Origin of the sequence: Ralstonia mannitolilytica (genome assembly GCF_000954135.1) — a bacterium.
In the GTDB taxonomy this organism is placed as follows: domain Bacteria; phylum Pseudomonadota; class Gammaproteobacteria; order Burkholderiales; family Burkholderiaceae; genus Ralstonia; species Ralstonia mannitolilytica.
In genome coordinates this window covers 184326-201314 of record NZ_CP010800.1, presented here as the reverse complement: position 1 = coordinate 201314, position 16989 = coordinate 184326, and the positions used below count along the sequence as shown (strand labels likewise).

20 protein-coding genes are annotated in these 16989 nt (G+C 66.7%); 11 read left to right on the top strand and 9 right to left on the bottom strand.

Annotation, left to right across the window (positions count from 1 at the left end):
• Positions 1 to 34: 34 nt before the first annotated feature.
• Positions 35 to 1216, bottom strand: a complete 1182-nt coding sequence (locus TK49_RS17485) for an MFS transporter (RefSeq protein ID WP_045218512.1) — start codon at positions 1214 to 1216, stop codon at positions 35 to 37.
• 132 nt (positions 1217 to 1348) lie between these two features.
• Between TK49_RS17485 and TK49_RS17480 the strand changes: the two genes are divergently transcribed.
• Both TK49_RS17480 and TK49_RS17475 read left to right on the top strand, forming a co-directional pair.
• Complete coding sequence (locus tag TK49_RS17480; protein WP_045218510.1) at positions 1349 to 2254, top strand: LysR family transcriptional regulator; 906 nt, start codon at positions 1349 to 1351, stop codon at positions 2252 to 2254.
• A 115-nt stretch (positions 2255 to 2369) separates the two neighbouring features.
• On the top strand, positions 2370 to 3323 hold the full coding sequence (locus TK49_RS17475) for a chemotaxis protein (RefSeq protein WP_045218507.1): 954 nt from the start codon (positions 2370 to 2372) through the stop codon (positions 3321 to 3323).
• 3 nt (positions 3324 to 3326) lie between these two features.
• On the opposite strand, the gene TK49_RS17470 is transcribed toward TK49_RS17475, so the two are convergent.
• Positions 3327 to 3842, bottom strand: coding sequence for a membrane protein (locus TK49_RS17470; RefSeq protein ID WP_045218506.1), 516 nt, complete (start codon positions 3840 to 3842; stop codon positions 3327 to 3329).
• A gap of 82 nt (positions 3843 to 3924) precedes the next feature.
• A complete protein-coding gene (locus TK49_RS17465; protein ID WP_045220270.1) occupies positions 3925 to 4569 on the bottom strand; it encodes a TetR/AcrR family transcriptional regulator in 645 nt (214 codons plus the stop codon).
• Positions 4570 to 4708: 139 nt separating this feature from the next.
• Here TK49_RS17465 and TK49_RS17460 point away from each other — a divergent pair, with 139 nt between their 5' ends.
• The 8 genes from TK49_RS17460 to paaE all read left to right on the top strand — a co-directional run bounded on the left by TK49_RS17460 (position 4709) and on the right by paaE (position 11129).
• Positions 4709 to 5155 carry a YybH family protein gene (locus tag TK49_RS17460; protein WP_045218504.1) on the top strand — a complete coding sequence of 149 codons (447 nt, stop codon included), beginning with the start codon at positions 4709 to 4711 and terminating at the stop codon, positions 5153 to 5155.
• 66 nt (positions 5156 to 5221) lie between these two features.
• On the top strand, positions 5222 to 5653 hold the full coding sequence (locus TK49_RS17455; protein WP_045218503.1) for a VOC family protein: 432 nt from the start codon (positions 5222 to 5224) through the stop codon (positions 5651 to 5653).
• Positions 5654 to 5735: 82 nt separating this feature from the next.
• Entirely contained in the window at positions 5736 to 7181 is a 1446-nt protein-coding gene (locus TK49_RS17450) for a DHA2 family efflux MFS transporter permease subunit (protein ID WP_045218501.1), read from the top strand.
• 179 nt (positions 7182 to 7360) lie between these two features.
• Entirely contained in the window at positions 7361 to 8380 is a 1020-nt protein-coding gene (gene paaA, locus TK49_RS17445) for a 1,2-phenylacetyl-CoA epoxidase subunit PaaA (RefSeq protein WP_045218499.1), read from the top strand.
• Between the two features lie 10 nt (positions 8381 to 8390).
• Entirely contained in the window at positions 8391 to 8678 is a 288-nt protein-coding gene (gene paaB / locus TK49_RS17440) for a 1,2-phenylacetyl-CoA epoxidase subunit PaaB (RefSeq protein ID WP_045218496.1), read from the top strand.
• Between the two features lie 8 nt (positions 8679 to 8686).
• Positions 8687 to 9487, top strand: coding sequence for a 1,2-phenylacetyl-CoA epoxidase subunit PaaC (gene paaC / locus TK49_RS17435; RefSeq protein WP_045218494.1), 801 nt, complete (start codon positions 8687 to 8689; stop codon positions 9485 to 9487).
• A gap of 23 nt (positions 9488 to 9510) precedes the next feature.
• Positions 9511 to 10020, top strand: a complete 510-nt coding sequence (gene paaD, locus TK49_RS17430; protein ID WP_045218491.1) for a 1,2-phenylacetyl-CoA epoxidase subunit PaaD — start codon at positions 9511 to 9513, stop codon at positions 10018 to 10020.
• A gap of 14 nt (positions 10021 to 10034) precedes the next feature.
• Positions 10035 to 11129 (top strand): 1,2-phenylacetyl-CoA epoxidase subunit PaaE, encoded by a 1095-nt coding sequence (paaE, locus tag TK49_RS17425; RefSeq protein WP_045218489.1) that lies wholly within the window; start codon positions 10035 to 10037, stop codon positions 11127 to 11129.
• A gap of 121 nt (positions 11130 to 11250) precedes the next feature.
• Here the strand turns inward: paaE and TK49_RS17420 are convergent, their stop codons facing one another.
• The 6 genes from TK49_RS17420 to TK49_RS17395 all read right to left on the bottom strand — a co-directional run bounded on the left by TK49_RS17420 (position 11251) and on the right by TK49_RS17395 (position 15797).
• Entirely contained in the window at positions 11251 to 11865 is a 615-nt protein-coding gene (locus tag TK49_RS17420) for a TetR/AcrR family transcriptional regulator (RefSeq protein ID WP_045218486.1), read from the bottom strand.
• A gap of 64 nt (positions 11866 to 11929) precedes the next feature.
• The gene (locus TK49_RS17415) at positions 11930 to 12289 is read right to left on the bottom strand and encodes an alpha/beta hydrolase (protein WP_373271720.1); all 360 of its coding nucleotides are present in this window, start codon (positions 12287 to 12289) and stop codon (positions 11930 to 11932) included.
• A gap of 24 nt (positions 12290 to 12313) precedes the next feature.
• On the bottom strand, positions 12314 to 13441 hold the full coding sequence (locus TK49_RS17410; protein ID WP_045218484.1) for an acyltransferase family protein: 1128 nt from the start codon (positions 13439 to 13441) through the stop codon (positions 12314 to 12316).
• An 87-nt stretch (positions 13442 to 13528) separates the two neighbouring features.
• Positions 13529 to 14812, bottom strand: a complete 1284-nt coding sequence (locus TK49_RS17405; protein ID WP_045220268.1) for an RNA polymerase sigma factor — start codon at positions 14810 to 14812, stop codon at positions 13529 to 13531.
• Between the two features lie 20 nt (positions 14813 to 14832).
• Positions 14833 to 15264 (bottom strand): YciI family protein, encoded by a 432-nt coding sequence (locus TK49_RS17400; RefSeq protein ID WP_045218482.1) that lies wholly within the window; start codon positions 15262 to 15264, stop codon positions 14833 to 14835.
• A gap of 134 nt (positions 15265 to 15398) precedes the next feature.
• On the bottom strand, positions 15399 to 15797 hold the full coding sequence (locus TK49_RS17395) for a winged helix-turn-helix transcriptional regulator (RefSeq protein ID WP_045218481.1): 399 nt from the start codon (positions 15795 to 15797) through the stop codon (positions 15399 to 15401).
• 150 nt (positions 15798 to 15947) lie between these two features.
• Here TK49_RS17395 and TK49_RS17390 point away from each other — a divergent pair, with 150 nt between their 5' ends.
• Positions 15948 to 16955, top strand: a complete 1008-nt coding sequence (locus TK49_RS17390; RefSeq protein WP_045218479.1) for a zinc-dependent alcohol dehydrogenase family protein — start codon at positions 15948 to 15950, stop codon at positions 16953 to 16955.
• The last annotated feature ends 34 nt before the right edge of the window (positions 16956 to 16989 follow it).

The window sequence follows — 16989 nt, the reverse complement described above, 5'->3', positions numbered from 1 at the left end:
GCGTATGGGTTGAAACGAAGGGGGAGACGTCGGATCAGGCGCCCTGCGGACACTGCGCGGTCGTTTCTCCAGAGCCATGCAGGCGCAGCCCGATGAGGATGAGCGCGAGCGCACTCACAGGAGCGAGGGCGGCCACCCACGGCAGCGCCGTCAGCCCGGGGCCATGCGAGATGACCACGCCGCCCGCCCACGCGCCTAGCGCATTGCCGAGGTTGAACGCGGCAATGTTGAAGCTCGACGCGATGCTCTGGCCCGCACCGTGCGCTTTCTCCAGCACCCACATCTGCAGCGGCGGCACGGTCGAGAACGCCACCGCGCCCAGCAGTGCCACGAACACCACGACCCACACCTTGTCGTGCACGGCAAACGTCATCAGGGCAAGCGTCACGGCCAGCGCCACCAGCGTGCCGACGAGCGTGCCGCGCAGGTGGCGGTCGGCGAGCCGTCCGCCGACGAGGTTGCCGACGATGAGCCCGCCGCCGAACACGAGCATCACCGGTGAGACCGCCGCGCTTGTGTAGCCCGTCACTTCCGTGATGAGCGGCGCGATGTACGTGAACACCGCAAGCACGCCCGCATAGCCGAGCACGGTTGTGAGGAGGCCAAGCAGCACGGGGCCGCGCATCAGCACGCGTATGTCCTGACGCCAGTCTCCCGCGTCGGCCGGCGCAGCTTCGTGCGGCACGAAGCGGGCGATGACGCCCAGCGCGACCACGCCGATGACCACGATCGCCCAGAACGTAGCGCGCCAGCCGTACGCCTGGCCAAGCCACGTGCCGAGCGGCACACCGAGGATGGAGGCGACCGTCAGCCCCGTGAACATGATGGCGATGGCCGAGGCGCGGCGGTTGGGCGGCACGAGGCCCGTGGCCACCACCGACCCGACGCCGAAGAAGGTGCCGTGCGCAAAGGCCGTCAACACGCGTGCGGCCATCAGCAGGGCGTAGCCGGGCGCCAGCGCGCACGCCGCGTTGCCGATCGTGAAAATGACCATCAGCCCGACCAGCACGGCCTTGCGTGGCCAGCGCGCCGTCAGCGCGGTCAACACCGGCGCGCCGAGCACCACGCCGAACGCGTAGCCGGAAATCAGCAGCCCCGCCTGGGCGACGGTCACGTGCAGGTCTGTGCCGACTTCGAGCAGCAGCCCCATCAAGACGAATTCGGTGACGCCGATGCCGAATGCACCGGCTGTCAGGGCAAGTAAAGCGACGGGCATGATCCGTAATCTCCAAACGCCGAGGGCCACGCGGGAAACGCGCCGCAGTGGCGGAACGGAGGCCAGTATGTCGAAGCGGCAGCCTGTGCGATAGACTGCCTGCAAGAACAACATCTATGAATTCAAATCACAATGGCGCGGCTCGATGTCAATCGCTTCAACGAGATGGAAGTCTTCGTGCGGGTGGTGGAGCAGGGCGGTTTCTCGGCGGCGGCGCGGGCGTGCCGGATGACGCCGTCGGCGGTGAGCAAGCTGGTCGCGCGGCTGGAAGCCCGGCTGGGCGCGCGACTCGTGAACCGCTCGACGCGGCGCTTTCAGCTCACGCCCGAGGGCGCCGCGTTCTATGAGCGCAGCGTGGCGGTGCTGGCCGATCTCGACGAGGCCGAGCGCGCAGCATCCGCCGGGGCGCAGCCTTCGGGGCGTTTGCGGATCAACGCGAATGTGCCGGTCGGCACGCATTTGCTGCTGCCGATCGTGCCGGCCTTCCTGGCGTGCCATCCACAGGTGTCGCTCGACATTGCCCTGACCGACCGCGTGGTCGACCTGCTGGAAGACCGCACCGACGTGGCGTTGCGCAGCGGCCCGCTGAAGAACTCCCGGCTGGTGGCGCGCAAGCTGGGCCAGACGCGCCTGCTCGTGGTGGCCTCGCCGGCGTACCTCGCGCGCGCCGGTACGCCGCGCACGCCGGCGGATCTCGCCCACCACAATTGCCTGGCGTTCAGCTACGTGCGGGCGGTCAACGGCTGGCCCTTCCTCAAGCGCGGCCGCCGCACCGAAATCATGCCGCAGGGCAATGCACAGATCAGCGACGGCGAGGCGCTGCGCGCGGTGGCCGTGGCGGGCCTGGGCCTTGCGCGGCTGGCGGAGTTCCAGGTGCGCGCCGATCTCGATGCCGGCCGGCTGGTGCCCGTGCTGGAGGACTACAACCCCGGCGAGACGGAGGACATCCACGCCGTCTATGTCGGCCAGGGCGCGCATTTGCCGGCGCGCGTGCGTGCATTCCTCGACTTTCTGGTCACGCACGTGAAGGTTGCCTAGGCGGCGGCCTCCCCACGCTGGAAGGGCAGCGCGGCGGGATTCGCAAATCCCTTCAAGTTGCGCGGCGCCCTGCCGTTTACCGCTCACATATGTGTGCTTGAACGGGGGAGACGCGATGTCACAGCATTCGCAGCACGAAGTCGATGAACGGACCAATCTGACCAACAACAACCGCTTCGAGCTGTTGCTGTTCCGCCTGGGCGAGTCTGCGCGCTCGAACCAGCGCGAGTTGTTCGGTATCAACGTGTTCAAGGTGCGCGAGATCATGGTCATGCCGCCCGTGACGCACGTGGCGGACGCCGGCGCGCACATCCTCGGCGCCGTGAACGTGCGCGGCCAGATCATCCCGGTCATTGACCTCGCCAGCGTGATCGGCACCCGCAACGGCAACGCCAACATCCTCTTGATTACCGAATACGCGCGCTCCACGCAGGGCTTTGCCGTGGAAGAGGTGGACGAGATCGTGCGCCTGGAATGGAGCCAGATCTTTCCGGCCGAGGCGAGCGTGGGCAGCAGCAACATCACCAGCCTTGCCCGACTGGATGGCAGCGCCGACAACTCGCGCCTCGCGCAGGTCATCGACGTCGAACAGATCCTGGTGGACGTGTTCCCGACCCGCCGTACCGACCTCGCGCCCGACAACGACGAGCGTCCGATCAGGCTTCCGGCGGGTGCGAAGCTGCTCGTGGCCGATGACTCGGGCCTTGCGCGTTCGCTGATCGCCAACGGCCTCGAGGCGATGGGCGCGCCGTATGTGATGACCAAGAGCGGGCAGGAGGCGTGGGACACGCTGCAGAACATCGCGCGCGATGCCGCCCGCGAAGGCAAGACCGTACGCGACAAGATCGCCCTCGTGCTGACCGATCTCGAGATGCCCGAGATGGACGGTTTCACGCTCACGCGCAAGATCAAATCCGAGCCGGCGTTCCAGTCGATCCCGGTGGTGATCCACTCCTCGCTGTCGGGCTCGGCGAATGAAGACCACGTGCGCCGCGTTGGCGCCAACGGCTACGTCGCCAAGTTCGAGGCCAACGAGCTCGCGCAGGCAATTGCTTCGGCGCTGGGCTGACGTCTATTTGCTGCGCGCATCATGGTCGCCGCCAAGCGGGTCGACGATGATCATGGTGCGATCGAGCACGCCGTTGTCGTCAAAGTAGGCGCTGAAGTGCGCCTGCTGATAGCCGTTGGTGAGCATCCGGTATGACCACGCTTCGCGCCTCATGAGCGGGTAATACTGCGTGGGCTCGCGCGGCGTGCCGAAACGCTCGAGCACGTCGCGCTTGGTCCACGTGCCGGGGCGGGCTTCGAAGATTTCCTTCTCCGTCAGCATCTGGCGAAAGCGCGTGAGCCTGCCGCCGGCATCGAAGTCGGCCGCATAGACTTCGTGGCCCATGGGTTGTTTCGAATAGATCCAGCGGTGCGTCCCATCGGCGAGCGCGTAGGTCTCGGTGGGCGTGCCGAAGGTCTCGCGCACGGCACTTTCCGGCTGGCCGATCATCTTCTGCGCCATCTGCACCGGCGTGAACGCCGCACACGCGCTCAACACCAGCGCAGCCGCGCCAGTCCATTTGCCCAATCGCATCTGCATGGTGGTTCTCCAAAGTCGCCTGGCTTGATGGTAAACACACCAGGCGCAAGCACTATTCCATCGCTCGCCGGGGCCGCAGGCTCTACAGGCCGTTTTCCACCATCTCGACCACGCGCAGTGCGATGGCGCCGGTCTGCTCCGGCGGGCGTCCGCGCAGCGGCCCGTCGATGATGAGCAGCGCCAGGCCGTGCACGGCAGACCACGCGAGGTACTCCGCACCCGGGCGGCGCTCGGCGGGCAACACGCCGGCTGCCGTCATGCGGTCCAGGGCCCGGCCCAGCAACTGGAACGGGTTCAGGCCGCTGTTGCCCGCCTTGTCCGGATCCACGTCGTTTTCGACTTCATCCGGCACGGCAAATGCGGTGCGGAACAGGCCCGTCTCCATTTGCGCAAATCGCAGGTATCCCACGCCGATGGCACGCAGCGACGCGCGCGCCTGCACGTCTTGCGGCCAGTTCGGGTCGATGGTGTCGAGTTCGGCTTCCATCGCGCGGGCCAGAGCCGCCAGCGCCGCGGCCCGCACCGCCTGAAGCAGGTCCATCCGCCCGGCAAAGTGCCGGTACGCCGCATTCGGCACCACGCCGGCGCGGCGCGTGGCTTCGCGCAGCACGATGGCCTCGGGGCCGCCGGCACGCGCGAGTTCGATGCCGGCGTCCAGCAGCGCCCGGCGCAGGTCGCCATGGCGGTACGTCGTGCGTGCGGGCGGTCGGGGTGGCTCCTGGGACATGCAGTCAATCTCCGAAAATTCGATGTGGACACCGTCCATTATGTCTGCTATCGTTTGTGGACAGTGTTCACAAATCAACCCTAGACGCTGTTGTGCACCTTTCCAAGCCTGGAATGCGGCAGAAGTTCAGGAGGCCTACATGACGGATGCCACAAGCCAGGCAGACGATGAAGCGCAACTGCGTGCACTGATCGGCGAGTGGGCGGCCGCCGTGCGCGACAAGGACATCGATGCCGTGATGCGGCATTACGCACCCGATGTGGTCGTGTTTGACGTGATGCCGCCGCTGTTCGTAAAGGGCGCGCAGGCATACCGCCGCAACTGGCAGGGCTGGTTTGATGCGCTGGTGGACAAGGCCGATTTCCAGTTCATCGAGTTGCATCTTGAGGTGGGTGGTGATCTGGCCTATTGCTTTAGCACGAACCGTTTGCGCGCGCGCTATCGCGATGGCACGCAGCACGATGCGCAGACGCGCGCCACGGTGTGCTTTCGCAAGATCGACGGCCGCTGGTGGGTCGTGCACGAGCATGCCTCGGTACCGATGCCCGTGTCCGGCCAGCACGCGACGGATGACGTTCTTCACTGAGATGTAACCCCTGACCGCGCGATGCGATGCGCGGGTTTGCGGTCCCTACTAACCCAAGGAGTTGTGATGCAAGTTCAACCGTATCTGTTCTTCGAAGGCCGTTGTGAAGAAGCGCTCGAGTTCTACAAGAAGACGCTCGATGCCAAGGTCGACATGCTGATGCGTTTCAAGGACGCGCCCCCGGGAGCCGAGCCCAAGGCCGACCAGTGCGGCGGCGTTGCACCGCCTGCCGACAAGGTCATGCACGCGGCCTTCCGCGTTGGCGACACCGTCGTGATGGCGTCGGACGGCATGGCTTCGGGCAAGGCCGATTTCAAGGGCTTCGGCCTTTCGGTGAGCGTGCCCGACACGGCCGCCGCCGAGCGCACGTTCCGGGCGCTCAGCGACGGCGGCCAGGTCACGATGCCGATGGCCGAGACGTTTTTCGCCAACGCATTCGGCATGGCCATCGACCGCTTCGGCGTCACGTGGATGGTGATTGCGCCCAAGCCGATGTAACGTTGCGCACTTGCCGCAGACGGCCACCGCGAGGTGGCCGTTCTTTGTTTGAGACATCCCGATCGCAACGAGGAGTGCATTCATGACGCACGGCATCGACGAACGCAAACGCTGGCTTGCTCTCATCGTGCTCTGCCTGGGCGTGCTGATGATCGTGCTGGATACGACCATCGTCAATGTGGCACTGCCGTCCATCCGGGCGGATCTGGGTTTTACCGAAACGTCGCTGGTGTGGGTCGTCAACGCCTATATGCTGACCTTCGGCGGCTTCCTGCTGCTCGGCGGCCGGCTGGGCGACCTGTTCGGCCATCGCAAGATGTTCCTGCTCGGCATCACGTTGTTCACGCTGGCCTCGGCTGCATGCGGGCTGGCGAATTCGCAAGGTCTGCTCATCACGGCACGCGCGGTGCAAGGGCTGGGCGGGGCCGTGGTGTCGGCGGTGTCGCTGTCGCTCATCATGAACCTGTTCACCTCGCCGGCAGATCGCGCCAAGGCGATGGGGATCTACGGTTTTGTATGCGCCGGCGGCGGCAGCATCGGCGTCCTGCTGGGCGGGCTGCTGACGAGTGCACTGAGCTGGCACTGGATCTTCCTGGTGAACCTGCCGATCGGCGTGGCCGTCTACGCGGCGTGCGTGGCGCTCCTGCCGGCCGGCCGGCCGCTGGCTGACCGCACCAGGCTGGACGTGGCGGGCGCCATTACCGTGACCGCATCGCTGATGCTGGCGGTGTACGCGGTGGTGCACGGCAACGAAGCGGGCTGGACTTCCACGCAAACGCTGACGCAGCTGGGCATTGCCGTGGCATTGATGGCCGCGTTCCTGATCATCGAATCGCGGGTGTCGCATCCGCTCATGCCGCTGCACATGTTTGCACTGCGCAACGTGGCCACGGCCAATGTGGTGGGCGTGCTGTGGGCGGCTGCAATGTTCGCGTGGTTCTTCATCTCGGCGCTGTACATGCAGCGCGTGCTGGGCTACAGCGCGATGCAGGTCGGGCTGGCGTTCCTGCCGGCCAACGTCATCATGGCGGTGTTCTCGCTGGGGCTGTCGGCCAAGCTGGTGATGCGCTTTGGGATCCGTGCGCCGCTGTCGCTCGGCCTGCTGGTGGCGGCGGTCGGCCTCGTGCTGTTTGCACGCGCGCCGGCCGGCGGCAGCTTTGTGCTCGATGTGCTGCCCGGCATGCTGCTGCTGGGGCTGGGTGCGGGCGTCGCGTTCAACCCTGTGCTGCTGGCCGCCATGAGCGATGTTGCGCCCGACGAATCGGGCCTGGCGTCGGGCGTGGTCAACACGTCGTTCATGATGGGCGGTGCACTGGGCCTGGCCATCCTGGCGAGCCTGGCGGCAGGGCGCACGGATGGGTTGGCCGCGGCCGGCGCGGATGCGGCGACGGCGCTCAATGGCGGCTATCACCTCGCGTTTCTGCTGGGCGCCATTGCGGCGGTGCTGGCGTCTGCATTGGCCGGCGCGTTCGTGCGCACGCGGCCGCATGCCGCGCACGGCGAGGCCTCTTCCGCCGCGTCGATCTAGTTTTCGTCCGCACAAACAGGTTCACCGCATGTCTGTATCAAGGCATGCGGTGAAACCTGTTATTGACCGACCGGTCGGACGGTTTATAATCGATCCAGCCCCAGCGCGGCATCGGATGATGCGTCGTGCACATCCGCGTTCCGGTGTGTGCCCGGCACGCGCGCGGCCCGGAGGATCGCATGTACACCCAAAGCCTGGACCAGCCCGGCGGGCTGCCGACCGAACAGGAACTGGCCAACGTGCCGCAGGACGAGGCTGCGCTGCAGGCGCGCTTCGATGCGCGCATCGGCGCCGACCAGAAAATCGAGCCGCAGGACTGGATGCCTGCGCCATACCGCAAGACGCTGCTGCGGCAGATCTCGCAGCACGCGCATTCGGAAGTGGTGGGCATGCTGCCCGAGGGCAACTGGATCAGCCGCGCGCCGTCGCTCAAGCGCAAGGCCATCCTGCTGGCCAAGGTGCAGGATGAAGCGGGCCATGGCCTGTATCTCTATTCCGCTGCGGAAACGCTCGGCAGCTCGCGCGACGAGATGATCGACGCACTGCACGAGGGCCGTGCGAAATACTCGTCGATCTTCAATTACCCGACGCTGTCATGGGCAGATGTGGGCGTGATCGGCTGGCTGGTCGATGGCGCGGCGATCATGAACCAGGTACCGCTGTGCCGCTGCTCGTACGGCCCCTATGCGCGCGCGATGATCCGCATCTGCAAGGAGGAGTCGTTCCATCAGCGCCAGGGCTTTGAATCGCTGCTGACGATGATGCGCGGCACACAGGCGCAGCGCGACATGGTGCAGGAGGCCGTCAACCGCTGGTGGTTCCCGGTGCTGATGATGTTCGGCCCGCCGGATACCGCCTCGCCCAACAGCGCGCAGACGATGGCCTGGGGCATCAAGCGCATCTCGAACGACGACCTGCGCCAGCGCTTCGTCGATGCCACGGTCGAGCAGGCGCGCGTGCTCGGCGTGACGCTGCCCGACCCAGGGCTCAAATGGAATGAAGCGCGCGGCCACTATGATTTTTCGCCGCTCGACTGGTCCGAATTCAAGCGCGTGCTCGACGGCCACGGCCCATGCAACCGCGAGCGCCTCGCCACGCGCCGGCGTGCACACGAAGAGGGCGAATGGGTGCGAGAGGCCGCGCTCGCCTATGCACGCAAGCAGGCCGAGCGCGCGGCCGCCAACCAGCAAGCCGCCTGAGGAGTACACCATGCATCAACACGAATGGCCGCTGTGGGAAGTGTTCATCCGCAGCAAGCAGGGCCTGGAGCACAAGCACTGCGGGAGCCTGCATGCCGTGGACGCCAAGCAGGCGCTGCAGATGGCGCGCGATGTGTATACGCGCCGGCAGGAAGGCATCTCGATCTGGGTCGTGCCGTCGTCTGCCATCACCGCGAGCGAGCCTGACGACAAGCCGATGCTGTTCGACCCGATGGCCGACAAGATCTACCGGCATCCGACGTTCTATCGGCTGCCCGATGAAGTCAACCACATGTGAGCGGCGCGATGAGTTCTGACGCGCATCTGCAATACATCCTTCGCCTTGCTGACAACGCGCTCATTCTTGGCCAGCGCAATGCGGAGTGGACGGGTCACGGGCCTGTGCTGGAAGAAGACATCGCCTTGTCCAACCTCAGCCTCGACCTGATTGGCCAGGCGCGGCTGCTGTACACGCACGCGGGGCAGCTCGAAGGCGCGCTGACCGGCCAGCCTCGCACGGAAGACGACTACGCCTACTGGCGCGCCGAGCAGGCCTTTCGCAACTACACGCTGCTCGAGCTGCCGCATGCCGGACCGATGGTGGCAACGTCGTCGGCCGCGCGCGACTATGCCGTCACGATCGTCCGCCACTTCCTGTATGCCGCGCTGATGGTACCGATGTGGCAGGCGCTTACGGCGTCGTCCGACAGCGAGCTGGCCGCGATTGCCGCCAAGTCGGTCAAGGAGATGCGCTACCACCTCGCCCACACGCGCGACTGGCTCGTGCGCTTTGGCGACGGCACCGAGACATCGCATGCGCGCGCGCAGGCCGCGCTCGACTGGCTGATGCCGTACACCAACGAGTTCTTTGCCACCGACGCGGTGGAGGACGCCGTAGCGGACGCTGGCATCGGGGTACGGCCCGCCGACCTGCGCGACACATGGGAGGCGACGGTGCGCGATGCAGTGGACGAGGCCAGGCTCGCGTGGCCGGAGTCCGGCCCGTACGTCAGCACGGGCAAGCAGGGCGTGCATTCCGAACACATGGGCTACCTGCTGGCCGAGATGCAAGGGCTCGCGCGCCAGTTCCCGGGGGCATCGTGGTAGCGCAACCGAGCGCTTCTGCTGACATGGACGCACGGCTGCGCCGCGCGCGGGCCGCCTTGGAAGCCGTGACGGACCCGGAAATCCCGGTGATCACGATCGCCGAACTCGGCATCCTGCGCGATGTGCAGGTCGACGAAACCGGGACGTTGGTCGCAACGATCACGCCCACGTATTCCGGGTGCCCCGCGATGGACCAGATTGCCGATGACGTCGGCCATGCGCTGCAGGCAGCGGACGTGGGCCCGTATCGCGTGCGTTCGGTCCTGTCACCGGCGTGGACCACCGACTGGATGACCGCGCAAGGGCGGCGCAAGCTGCGCGAATTCGGGATCGCCCCGCCCATGCATTGGGCGGGTGCGGGCGATGCGCGCGCCATCCACCTCGTACGGCCGGCCCACGCCGAGCACGTGCCCTGCCCGCAATGCGGATCGCAGGACACGGTGCTCGTGTCCGCTTTCGGCTCGACCGCGTGCAAGGCGCTATACCGCTGCCGCGCCTGCCGCGAGCCGTTCGATTACTTCAAGCCGTACTGAGCCGAGCGACCGCCATGACTCCGCAATTCCACCCGCTGCGCGTTGCCGAGGTGCGCAGCGAGACTGCCGACACGATCTCCGTGCGCTTCGATGTGCCGGAGCCTCTGCGTGACGCCTATCGGTTCAAGCAAGGGCAGTTTCTGACGCTGCGTGTGCCGCCGGGGCAGTTGCCGGGGCAGGACGAGCTGCGCCGCTCGTATTCGATCTGCTGCGCGGTGCAGGACTATGACCAGCACGGCGAGCTGCGCGTGGCCGTCAAGCGCGTCGATGCGGGTGTGTTCTCCAACCATCTGCACGACCGCATCCGTGTGGGGCAGAGCCTCGACGTGCTGCCGCCCGATGGACGCTTCTATGTGCCGCTGGCTCCCGAGAACGCGCGGCACTACGTCGCCTTTGCAGCGGGCAGCGGCATCACCCCGATCCTCTCGCTCATCAAGACCACGCTGGCTGCCGAGCCGCAAAGCCGCTTCACGCTGGTCTACGGCAATCGCAGCGTCGACAGCATCATCTTTGGCGAGGCACTGGAAGACCTGAAAGATCGCTACCTCGATCGGTTCGCGCTGTACCACGTGCTGTCGCGCCAGGCGCAGGAGATTGCGCTGTTCAACGGCCGGCTCGATGGCGCCAAGACGCATGCGTTCCTCGATGCGCTGATCCCGCCGGACGACATCGATGCCGCCTTCATCTGCGGCCCGTCAACGATGATCGATGCGGTGGAAGCCGCGCTGCTCGAGCGCGGCGTGCCGCGCGAGCGCGTGCATGCGGAGCGCTTTGGCGTGCCGGTGGGCGATGCTTCTGCCAAGCCGCGCAAGCACGCCGCCGTGGGGGGCGATGTGGCATTGACGGTTGTGCTCGACGGCAAATCGCATGAGGTGCCGATGGCGGGCGACGCCAAGGTACTCGACAGCGCGTTGAGCGCGGGGCTCGATCTGCCTTATGCCTGCAAGGGCGGGGTGTGCTGTACGTGCCGCGCCAAGGTGCTCGAAGGGCGCGTGGAGATGGAAAAGAACTTCACGCTGGAAGACTGGGAAATCCAGCAGGGCTTTGTGCTGACCTGCCAGGCGCGGCCGCTGACGCAGCGTGTGGTGGTCAGCTACGACGAGCGCTAGGCGCGGCAGACAACACTGCCGCGGTGACGCGTGCCGACGCCGACGGTCCAACCGGTACCGAGTGCTCGTTACTGCGGGAGGCGCAACGACGCCATGGCCGGTTTGCTTGCGGCTCTGAAGCTCACGGTCGCGTCTTGCCGCCCAGGCCGTTCTCGAGCATGTCGATGACCATCTCGGCATAGCCTTCGTAGGAGAGCGGCCCGTCGGGTTTGAGCCAGGTGAACGTCCAGTTCATCATGCCGAACAGCATCATGGTGATGGGCGTGCGGTTGGCGTCGTCCACCTTGTCCGGGTACGCCGCGCCGAGTTGCCGCCCCACGGCGGCCACGACGTCGCGTTCGCGTGCGAGCACGATGTCGCGCTGCTCGGGCGAGAGGTATTTCACATCGTTGAGCAAGGCCACGTGCCGCGTGCGCGAGGTCGCGTATTCGGCCAGGAACGTGCGCACCAGCAGGTGCAGCGTGGCGCGCGCCGACAGCTTGGCGTGGCGCGCATCGCTCTTTGCGCGTTCGACGAGATCCACCAGCCGGCGCGTGTAGCGATCGAGCAGATCGAACAGGATCGCTTCCTTGCCCTCGTAGTAGTGGTACAGGCGCGACTTCGATCCGCCGCACGCCGCGGCAAGCTGGTTCATCGACACGCTCGGGTAGCTGTCGGCCGCAAAGGCCTCGGCGGCGGTGTCGAGCACGCTTTCGCGGCGCAGTTCGAATTCGTCTTCGTTCTTGACGCGGGACATGTGTGGCGGCACATCGGTTGGATGGCCGCCATGTTAACCGGGCGCGTTGCCGCGTGTCGATGCATTAGACCGTTTCCTGCACCGCGAGGAAATCCAGCACGGCTTCCAGGAAGGCATCCGGCTGTTCCACGTTGGCAAGGTGGACGGTGTCCAGCACGCGCAGTTGCGCGCCGGGGATGGCTGCCGCGATTTCCTCGCCATGCTGCAAGGAGGTAACCGTGTCGTGCCGGCCCGCGATGACGAGCGTCGGATGCGTGATCAGCGTGATCGTGCGGCGCAGGTCGGCATCGCGCACCGCCGCCCAGCCGCCGAGGATGCCCTCGCGCGGGGTGGCCAGCAGCGTGCGGCGGAACGGCGCCACGGCGGGGTCGTTCGCTTCCAGCAGGCGGGCGGGAAACCAGTTGCGCGACGGCGGATGATGCAAGCGCCGGCAGCTTGAGGACGCCGCTCAGGGCCTCTGCATGCCGAGGCGCGCGCGCCACGCCTGGCGGCGGCCGCGCATCCATTCCACCGTGCGGCGGCCCAGCGCAATGGACGGCTGTTCGACGTAACGATGCAGCAGCGCAGCCAGCGCCACCGTGAGGCCGAGATTGATGGCAAAGAGCATCAGCTGCGTGCCGATCCACTCCGGTGCCAGTACGCCCACCACGCGGTGCGTGGACTCGATGACGCTTGGATGCACGAGATACAGCGCATAGGAAATCTCACCAAGCCAGACGGCCATGCGCGGTACGCGCAGTGTGCCGCAGTGCTCCATTGCCACCATGCCGACGAGCAGCGCACCGGCGGGGAGTCCCCGTCCAACCAGGTCGAACTTGGGAACGGGCCCGATCACCGACAGCACGAAGGTGGTCACACCCAAGACCATCAGCACACGAGCCAGCGCGGGCGTTAGCCGATGCCGATGCGCCGCATACAGCCACCCCAGTCCCGCGCCGAGCAGGAACTCGAGCACCAGCGGGTTGGCCGCCATGGCCTGCAGCGGCGTGGCCCAGTCATACAGCGCTTCCGGGTTGCGTTGCACGAGACCGTCGTGCCAGAACGGCATGATGACCGTGGTCGTGAACAACCCGAGCGCGACGACGGCAAGCGCGCGCCGGCCGAACAGCGCCAGCCCCACCGCGCACAGTGCGTAGAAGAAGACTTCGTAGTTGAGCGACCAGCCGACATACAGCGCCGGATAGCCGAAATACGGCGCGTCCGTGTTGGCTTGGGGCAGGAACGCCAGTGACGTCAACAACACGCCTGTCGAGACCGGGTTCAGCCATGTCGAGTGGAGCACCGACATCAGCCAGTAAGGCGGCACAAGCCGGAACGCCCGCTTCACCAGGAACTCGCCGGGCGGCTCGGGCCCCTTCGGGCCCAGGATGGCGACCCAGGCGATGATGAAGCCGCTGATGACGAAGAACACGTCCACGCCGACATGCCCACGCTTGATCACGTGCGTGGTGAGCCACGCCAGTGCAGGAATGTCGGCATGGGCGAGGGCGAGGCCCGAGTGGAATACCACCACGTAGAGGGCGGCAAAGCCCCGCAGCGCCTGGATGCTGAGGAGAGACGACGTTGAACGGTTCACGCACGATGGACGACCTTGCGCAACCGAGGTTCCGCAGCCGTCTCGTTGTCGAAACTCAACCTGCCGAGCAAGCGACGTGCCGACCGCTCAACCGATACGGCCGCAGCGGGCCGCACGCTCCAGCAGCAGCGCGCGCTCCTGCCCATTGCGGGCGAGGGCGGCGGCACGTTCGTACTCCGCGCGGGCCTCGTCCAGCCGGTCGAGACGCGCAAGAAGATCTGCGCGCACGCTGGGCAGCAGGTGATAGCCGCGCAGGGCTGGTTCCGTCAGCAGCGTATCGGCAATCTCGAGCCCTGCCGCTGGGCCATAGGCCATGGCGACGGCCACAGCGCGATTCAGTTCCACGACCGGAGACGGCGTGAGCTGGGCGAGCGCATCGTACAGCGCGGCAATGCGCATCCAGTCGGTCTGGTCGGCAGTGCGTGCGCTGGCATGGCATGCCGCGATGGCGGCCTGCAAGCCGTACGACCCCAGCCCCTTGCCGCACGCCTGCGCTTGGGCCAGTGCCGCAAAGCCGCGCCGGACGAGCAGGTAGTCCCACCGGCTGCGGTCCTGATCCATGAGCAGGATCGGTCGGCCGCCCGGTCCTACGCGTGCACGCAGCCGCGAGGCCTGCAGTTCCATCAAGGCCAGCAGGCCGTGCACTTCCGGCTCGTTGGGCATGAGCCCGGCCAGGATGCGGCCCAGGCGCTGCGCTTCTTCGCACAGGGTGGGGCGCGTCCAGTCGTCGCCGGCGGTAGCGGCATAGCCTTCGTTGAAGATGAGATAGACGACCTGCAGCACGGCCGAAAGCCGCTCCGGCAACTGGCCCGCCTCGGGCAGCTCGAACGGCACGCGCGCGGCGGACAGCGTCTTCTTCGCACGCACGATGCGTTGTGCGATGGTGGGCTCCGGCACCAGGAAGGCGCGGGCGATCTCATCGGTTGTCAGGCCGCCCAACATGCGCAGCGTGAGCGCCACGCGACCCTCGTGCGGCAGCACCGGATGGCACGCGATGAAGAGCAGGCGCAGCAGGTCGTCGCCGACGGCCTCGTCGCGCGCGGTTTCGGCATCGGCATGGGCCAGTTCCTGCTCGACCTCCAGCTCGATGGCGAGCAGTGCACGCTTCTGCTCGGCAAGCGTGTGATGGCGCAGCCGGTCGATGGCGCGGTGCTTGGCAGTGGCCGTGAGCCACGCCGCCGGGTTATCCCGAATGCCCGATGCCGGCCATTGTTCGAGCGCGGCAACGAGCGCATCCTGCGCCAGCTCTTCGGCCAGGCCCACATCGCGCAGCAGCCGCGCGAGCCCGGCGATGATCCTGGCCGACTCGATGCGCCACACCGCCTCGATGGTGCGGTGGATGGCCTGCGATGCCTGCGTTGAGTCGGCCATGGACGGCATGCGGGACGGGCTTACGGCTGCTTCGCTGCGAGCTCCGCGCGCAGGCGTTCTTCACGCTCGCGCGCTTCCGGCGTGAACTCCGCACCAAAATCTTCCGCCTCGAAAACGCGCCGCACTTCGAGGCGCACATTGCCGCCGCCGTCGAGCCCGGGCCAGCGCTTGACCCATTCGAGCGCTTCTTCTTCCGACTTCACCTGCAGCATCGTGTAGCCGGCGATGAGCTCCTTGGCCTCGGCAAACGGGCCGTCGATGACGGTCGGCTTGCCGCCGCGGAACTCCACGCGCGCGCCGCGCGAACTTGGGTGCAGGCCTTCGCCGCCCAGCAGCACGCCGGCCTTGGCGAGCTCTTCCATGTAGTTGCCCATGGCGTTGAGCAGTTCTTCGCTGGGCATCACGCCGGCTTCGGTGTCCTTGTCGGCCATTCGCAGGACCATGAATCGCATGGGGTTCTCCTTGGGGGTTGGGTCGGGAGGAGGCGCGAGCGTTTCGCGCCCCTACCTGCACGTCGAATGAAGGGTGGCCGGAATCGACACGTCCCGTTGTCAAAAGTGTAACGAGATGTAAATGGCGGGCGGTGTCACTGCCGCAAGGCGGCGGCCGTTGCGGCCGGGGAGCCGGTGGCGCATGGTGCCGGGGCCGCGTCGCCCAGCTCGTTGGCGCGATAGGACTCGCCCCATTCCCGCAGGCTGATGAGCACGGGCGCCAGCGATTCGCCGAGCGGCGTCAGGGCGTATTCCACCTTGGGCGGCACCTGCGGATAGACGTGCCGCTCGATCACGCCGTCGGCCTCCAGTTCGCGCAACTGCAGCGTGAGCATGCGCTGCGTGGCATTGGGGATGAGCCGCGTCAGCTCCATGAAGCGCTTCTTCCCCGGCAGCAGGTGAAACAGGATCACCGGCTTCCACACGCCACCGATCACGGAAAGGGTGACTTCGACCGCGCAGCCGCTCTTGCCATCCAGACGTTTCAGACGCATGAGTTGATACCTACAAAAATGATAGTACTGGTCAAAATTGTGCGTTCTTGCGAGCTTCGATGTACGCCACGACAATGCCTGCATCGCAGCCGTTGCGCAAGTGTTTGCAAGGCTGTCGTCTGCCCACCGTTCTGCTGAGGACCCTTCACCATGAAAGGCATCACACTGCGCCAGCCCGCTGGCCTCGACCAACTTCAATACGTCGATTTGCCCGATCCCGGCCAGCCCCGCGCCGGAGAAATCCGCGTGCGTGTGCACGCCAGCTCCCTGAACTTTCACGACCTGGGCGTCGTGACCGGCAAGATGCCGAGCGCCGACGGCCGCATCCCGATGTCCGACGGCGCCGGCGTGGTCGAGGCGGTCGGCGAGGGCGTCGAGGAATTTGCCGTGGGCGATTCGGTGGTGTCGACGTTCTTCCCGACGTGGCTGGACGGTGGCCCCACCATCAGCGATTTCCAGACGGTGCCCGGCGACGGCGTGGACGGGTACGCACGCGAATACGTCGTCCGCCCCGCGCACTGGTTCACCCACGCACCGCGCGGCTACACCCACGCAGAAGCCGCCACACTGACCACGGCCGGGCTCACCGCGTGGCGGGCGCTGGTCGTCGACGCGCGGCTGAAGGCGGGCGACACCGTACTGGTGCTCGGTACGGGCGGCGTGTCGATCTTCGCGCTGCAGTTTGCCAAGCTGATGGGCGCCAGCGTGATCGCAACGTCGTCGTCGGATGAAAAGCTCGAGCGCGTGCGCGCACTCGGCGCAGACCACACGATCAACTATCGGCGCGATACCGACTGGGCCGCCAAGGTGCTCGAATACACCAACGGCCGTGGCGTCGATCAGGTGATCGAAGTCGGCGGGCCGGATACGCTGGCGCAATCCATCCAGGCGTGCCGCACGGGGGGCCACATCTCATTGATCGGGGTGCTGACCGGCATTGCCGGCCCGGTGCCGACGGTCGAGCTGATGCGCCGCCACCAGACGCTGCAGGGCCTGATCGTGGGCAGCCGCAGCCAGCAGCGCGACATGGTCCGCGCGATTGAGGCCACGGGGATGAAGCCCGTGATCGACCGCACGTTCGCGCTGCCGGACATTGGCGAGGCGTTTGCGCATCAGGCCGCCGGCAAGCATTTCGGCAAGCTTTGCCTGTCGATCTGAACGTGGGGTTGGTGGCGTGCCCGCCCCACAGCGG

What these genes read in the sequence shown, in the direction of transcription:
- TK49_RS17485 (WP_045218512.1), bottom strand. Translation starts at nt 1,216, where the DNA reads ATGCCCGTCGCTTTACTTGCCCTGACAGCCGGTGCATTCGGCATCGGC.
- TK49_RS17480 (WP_045218510.1), top strand. Translation starts at nt 1,349, where the DNA reads ATGGCGCGGCTCGATGTCAATCGCTTCAACGAGATGGAAGTCTTCGTG.
- TK49_RS17475 (WP_045218507.1), top strand. Translation starts at nt 2,370, where the DNA reads ATGTCACAGCATTCGCAGCACGAAGTCGATGAACGGACCAATCTGACC.
- TK49_RS17470 (WP_045218506.1), bottom strand. Translation starts at nt 3,842, where the DNA reads ATGCAGATGCGATTGGGCAAATGGACTGGCGCGGCTGCGCTGGTGTTG.
- TK49_RS17465 (WP_045220270.1), bottom strand. Translation starts at nt 4,569, where the DNA reads ATGTCCCAGGAGCCACCCCGACCGCCCGCACGCACGACGTACCGCCAT.
- TK49_RS17460 (WP_045218504.1), top strand. Translation starts at nt 4,709, where the DNA reads ATGACGGATGCCACAAGCCAGGCAGACGATGAAGCGCAACTGCGTGCA.
- TK49_RS17455 (WP_045218503.1), top strand. Translation starts at nt 5,222, where the DNA reads ATGCAAGTTCAACCGTATCTGTTCTTCGAAGGCCGTTGTGAAGAAGCG.
- TK49_RS17450 (WP_045218501.1), top strand. Translation starts at nt 5,736, where the DNA reads ATGACGCACGGCATCGACGAACGCAAACGCTGGCTTGCTCTCATCGTG.
- paaA (WP_045218499.1), top strand. Translation starts at nt 7,361, where the DNA reads ATGTACACCCAAAGCCTGGACCAGCCCGGCGGGCTGCCGACCGAACAG.
- paaB (WP_045218496.1), top strand. Translation starts at nt 8,391, where the DNA reads ATGCATCAACACGAATGGCCGCTGTGGGAAGTGTTCATCCGCAGCAAG.
- paaC (WP_045218494.1), top strand. Translation starts at nt 8,687, where the DNA reads ATGAGTTCTGACGCGCATCTGCAATACATCCTTCGCCTTGCTGACAAC.
- paaD (WP_045218491.1), top strand. Translation starts at nt 9,511, where the DNA reads ATGGACGCACGGCTGCGCCGCGCGCGGGCCGCCTTGGAAGCCGTGACG.
- paaE (WP_045218489.1), top strand. Translation starts at nt 10,035, where the DNA reads ATGACTCCGCAATTCCACCCGCTGCGCGTTGCCGAGGTGCGCAGCGAG.
- TK49_RS17420 (WP_045218486.1), bottom strand. Translation starts at nt 11,865, where the DNA reads ATGTCCCGCGTCAAGAACGAAGACGAATTCGAACTGCGCCGCGAAAGC.
- TK49_RS17405 (WP_045220268.1), bottom strand. Translation starts at nt 14,812, where the DNA reads ATGGCCGACTCAACGCAGGCATCGCAGGCCATCCACCGCACCATCGAG.
- TK49_RS17400 (WP_045218482.1), bottom strand. Translation starts at nt 15,264, where the DNA reads ATGCGATTCATGGTCCTGCGAATGGCCGACAAGGACACCGAAGCCGGC.
- TK49_RS17395 (WP_045218481.1), bottom strand. Translation starts at nt 15,797, where the DNA reads ATGCGTCTGAAACGTCTGGATGGCAAGAGCGGCTGCGCGGTCGAAGTC.
- TK49_RS17390 (WP_045218479.1), top strand. Translation starts at nt 15,948, where the DNA reads ATGAAAGGCATCACACTGCGCCAGCCCGCTGGCCTCGACCAACTTCAA.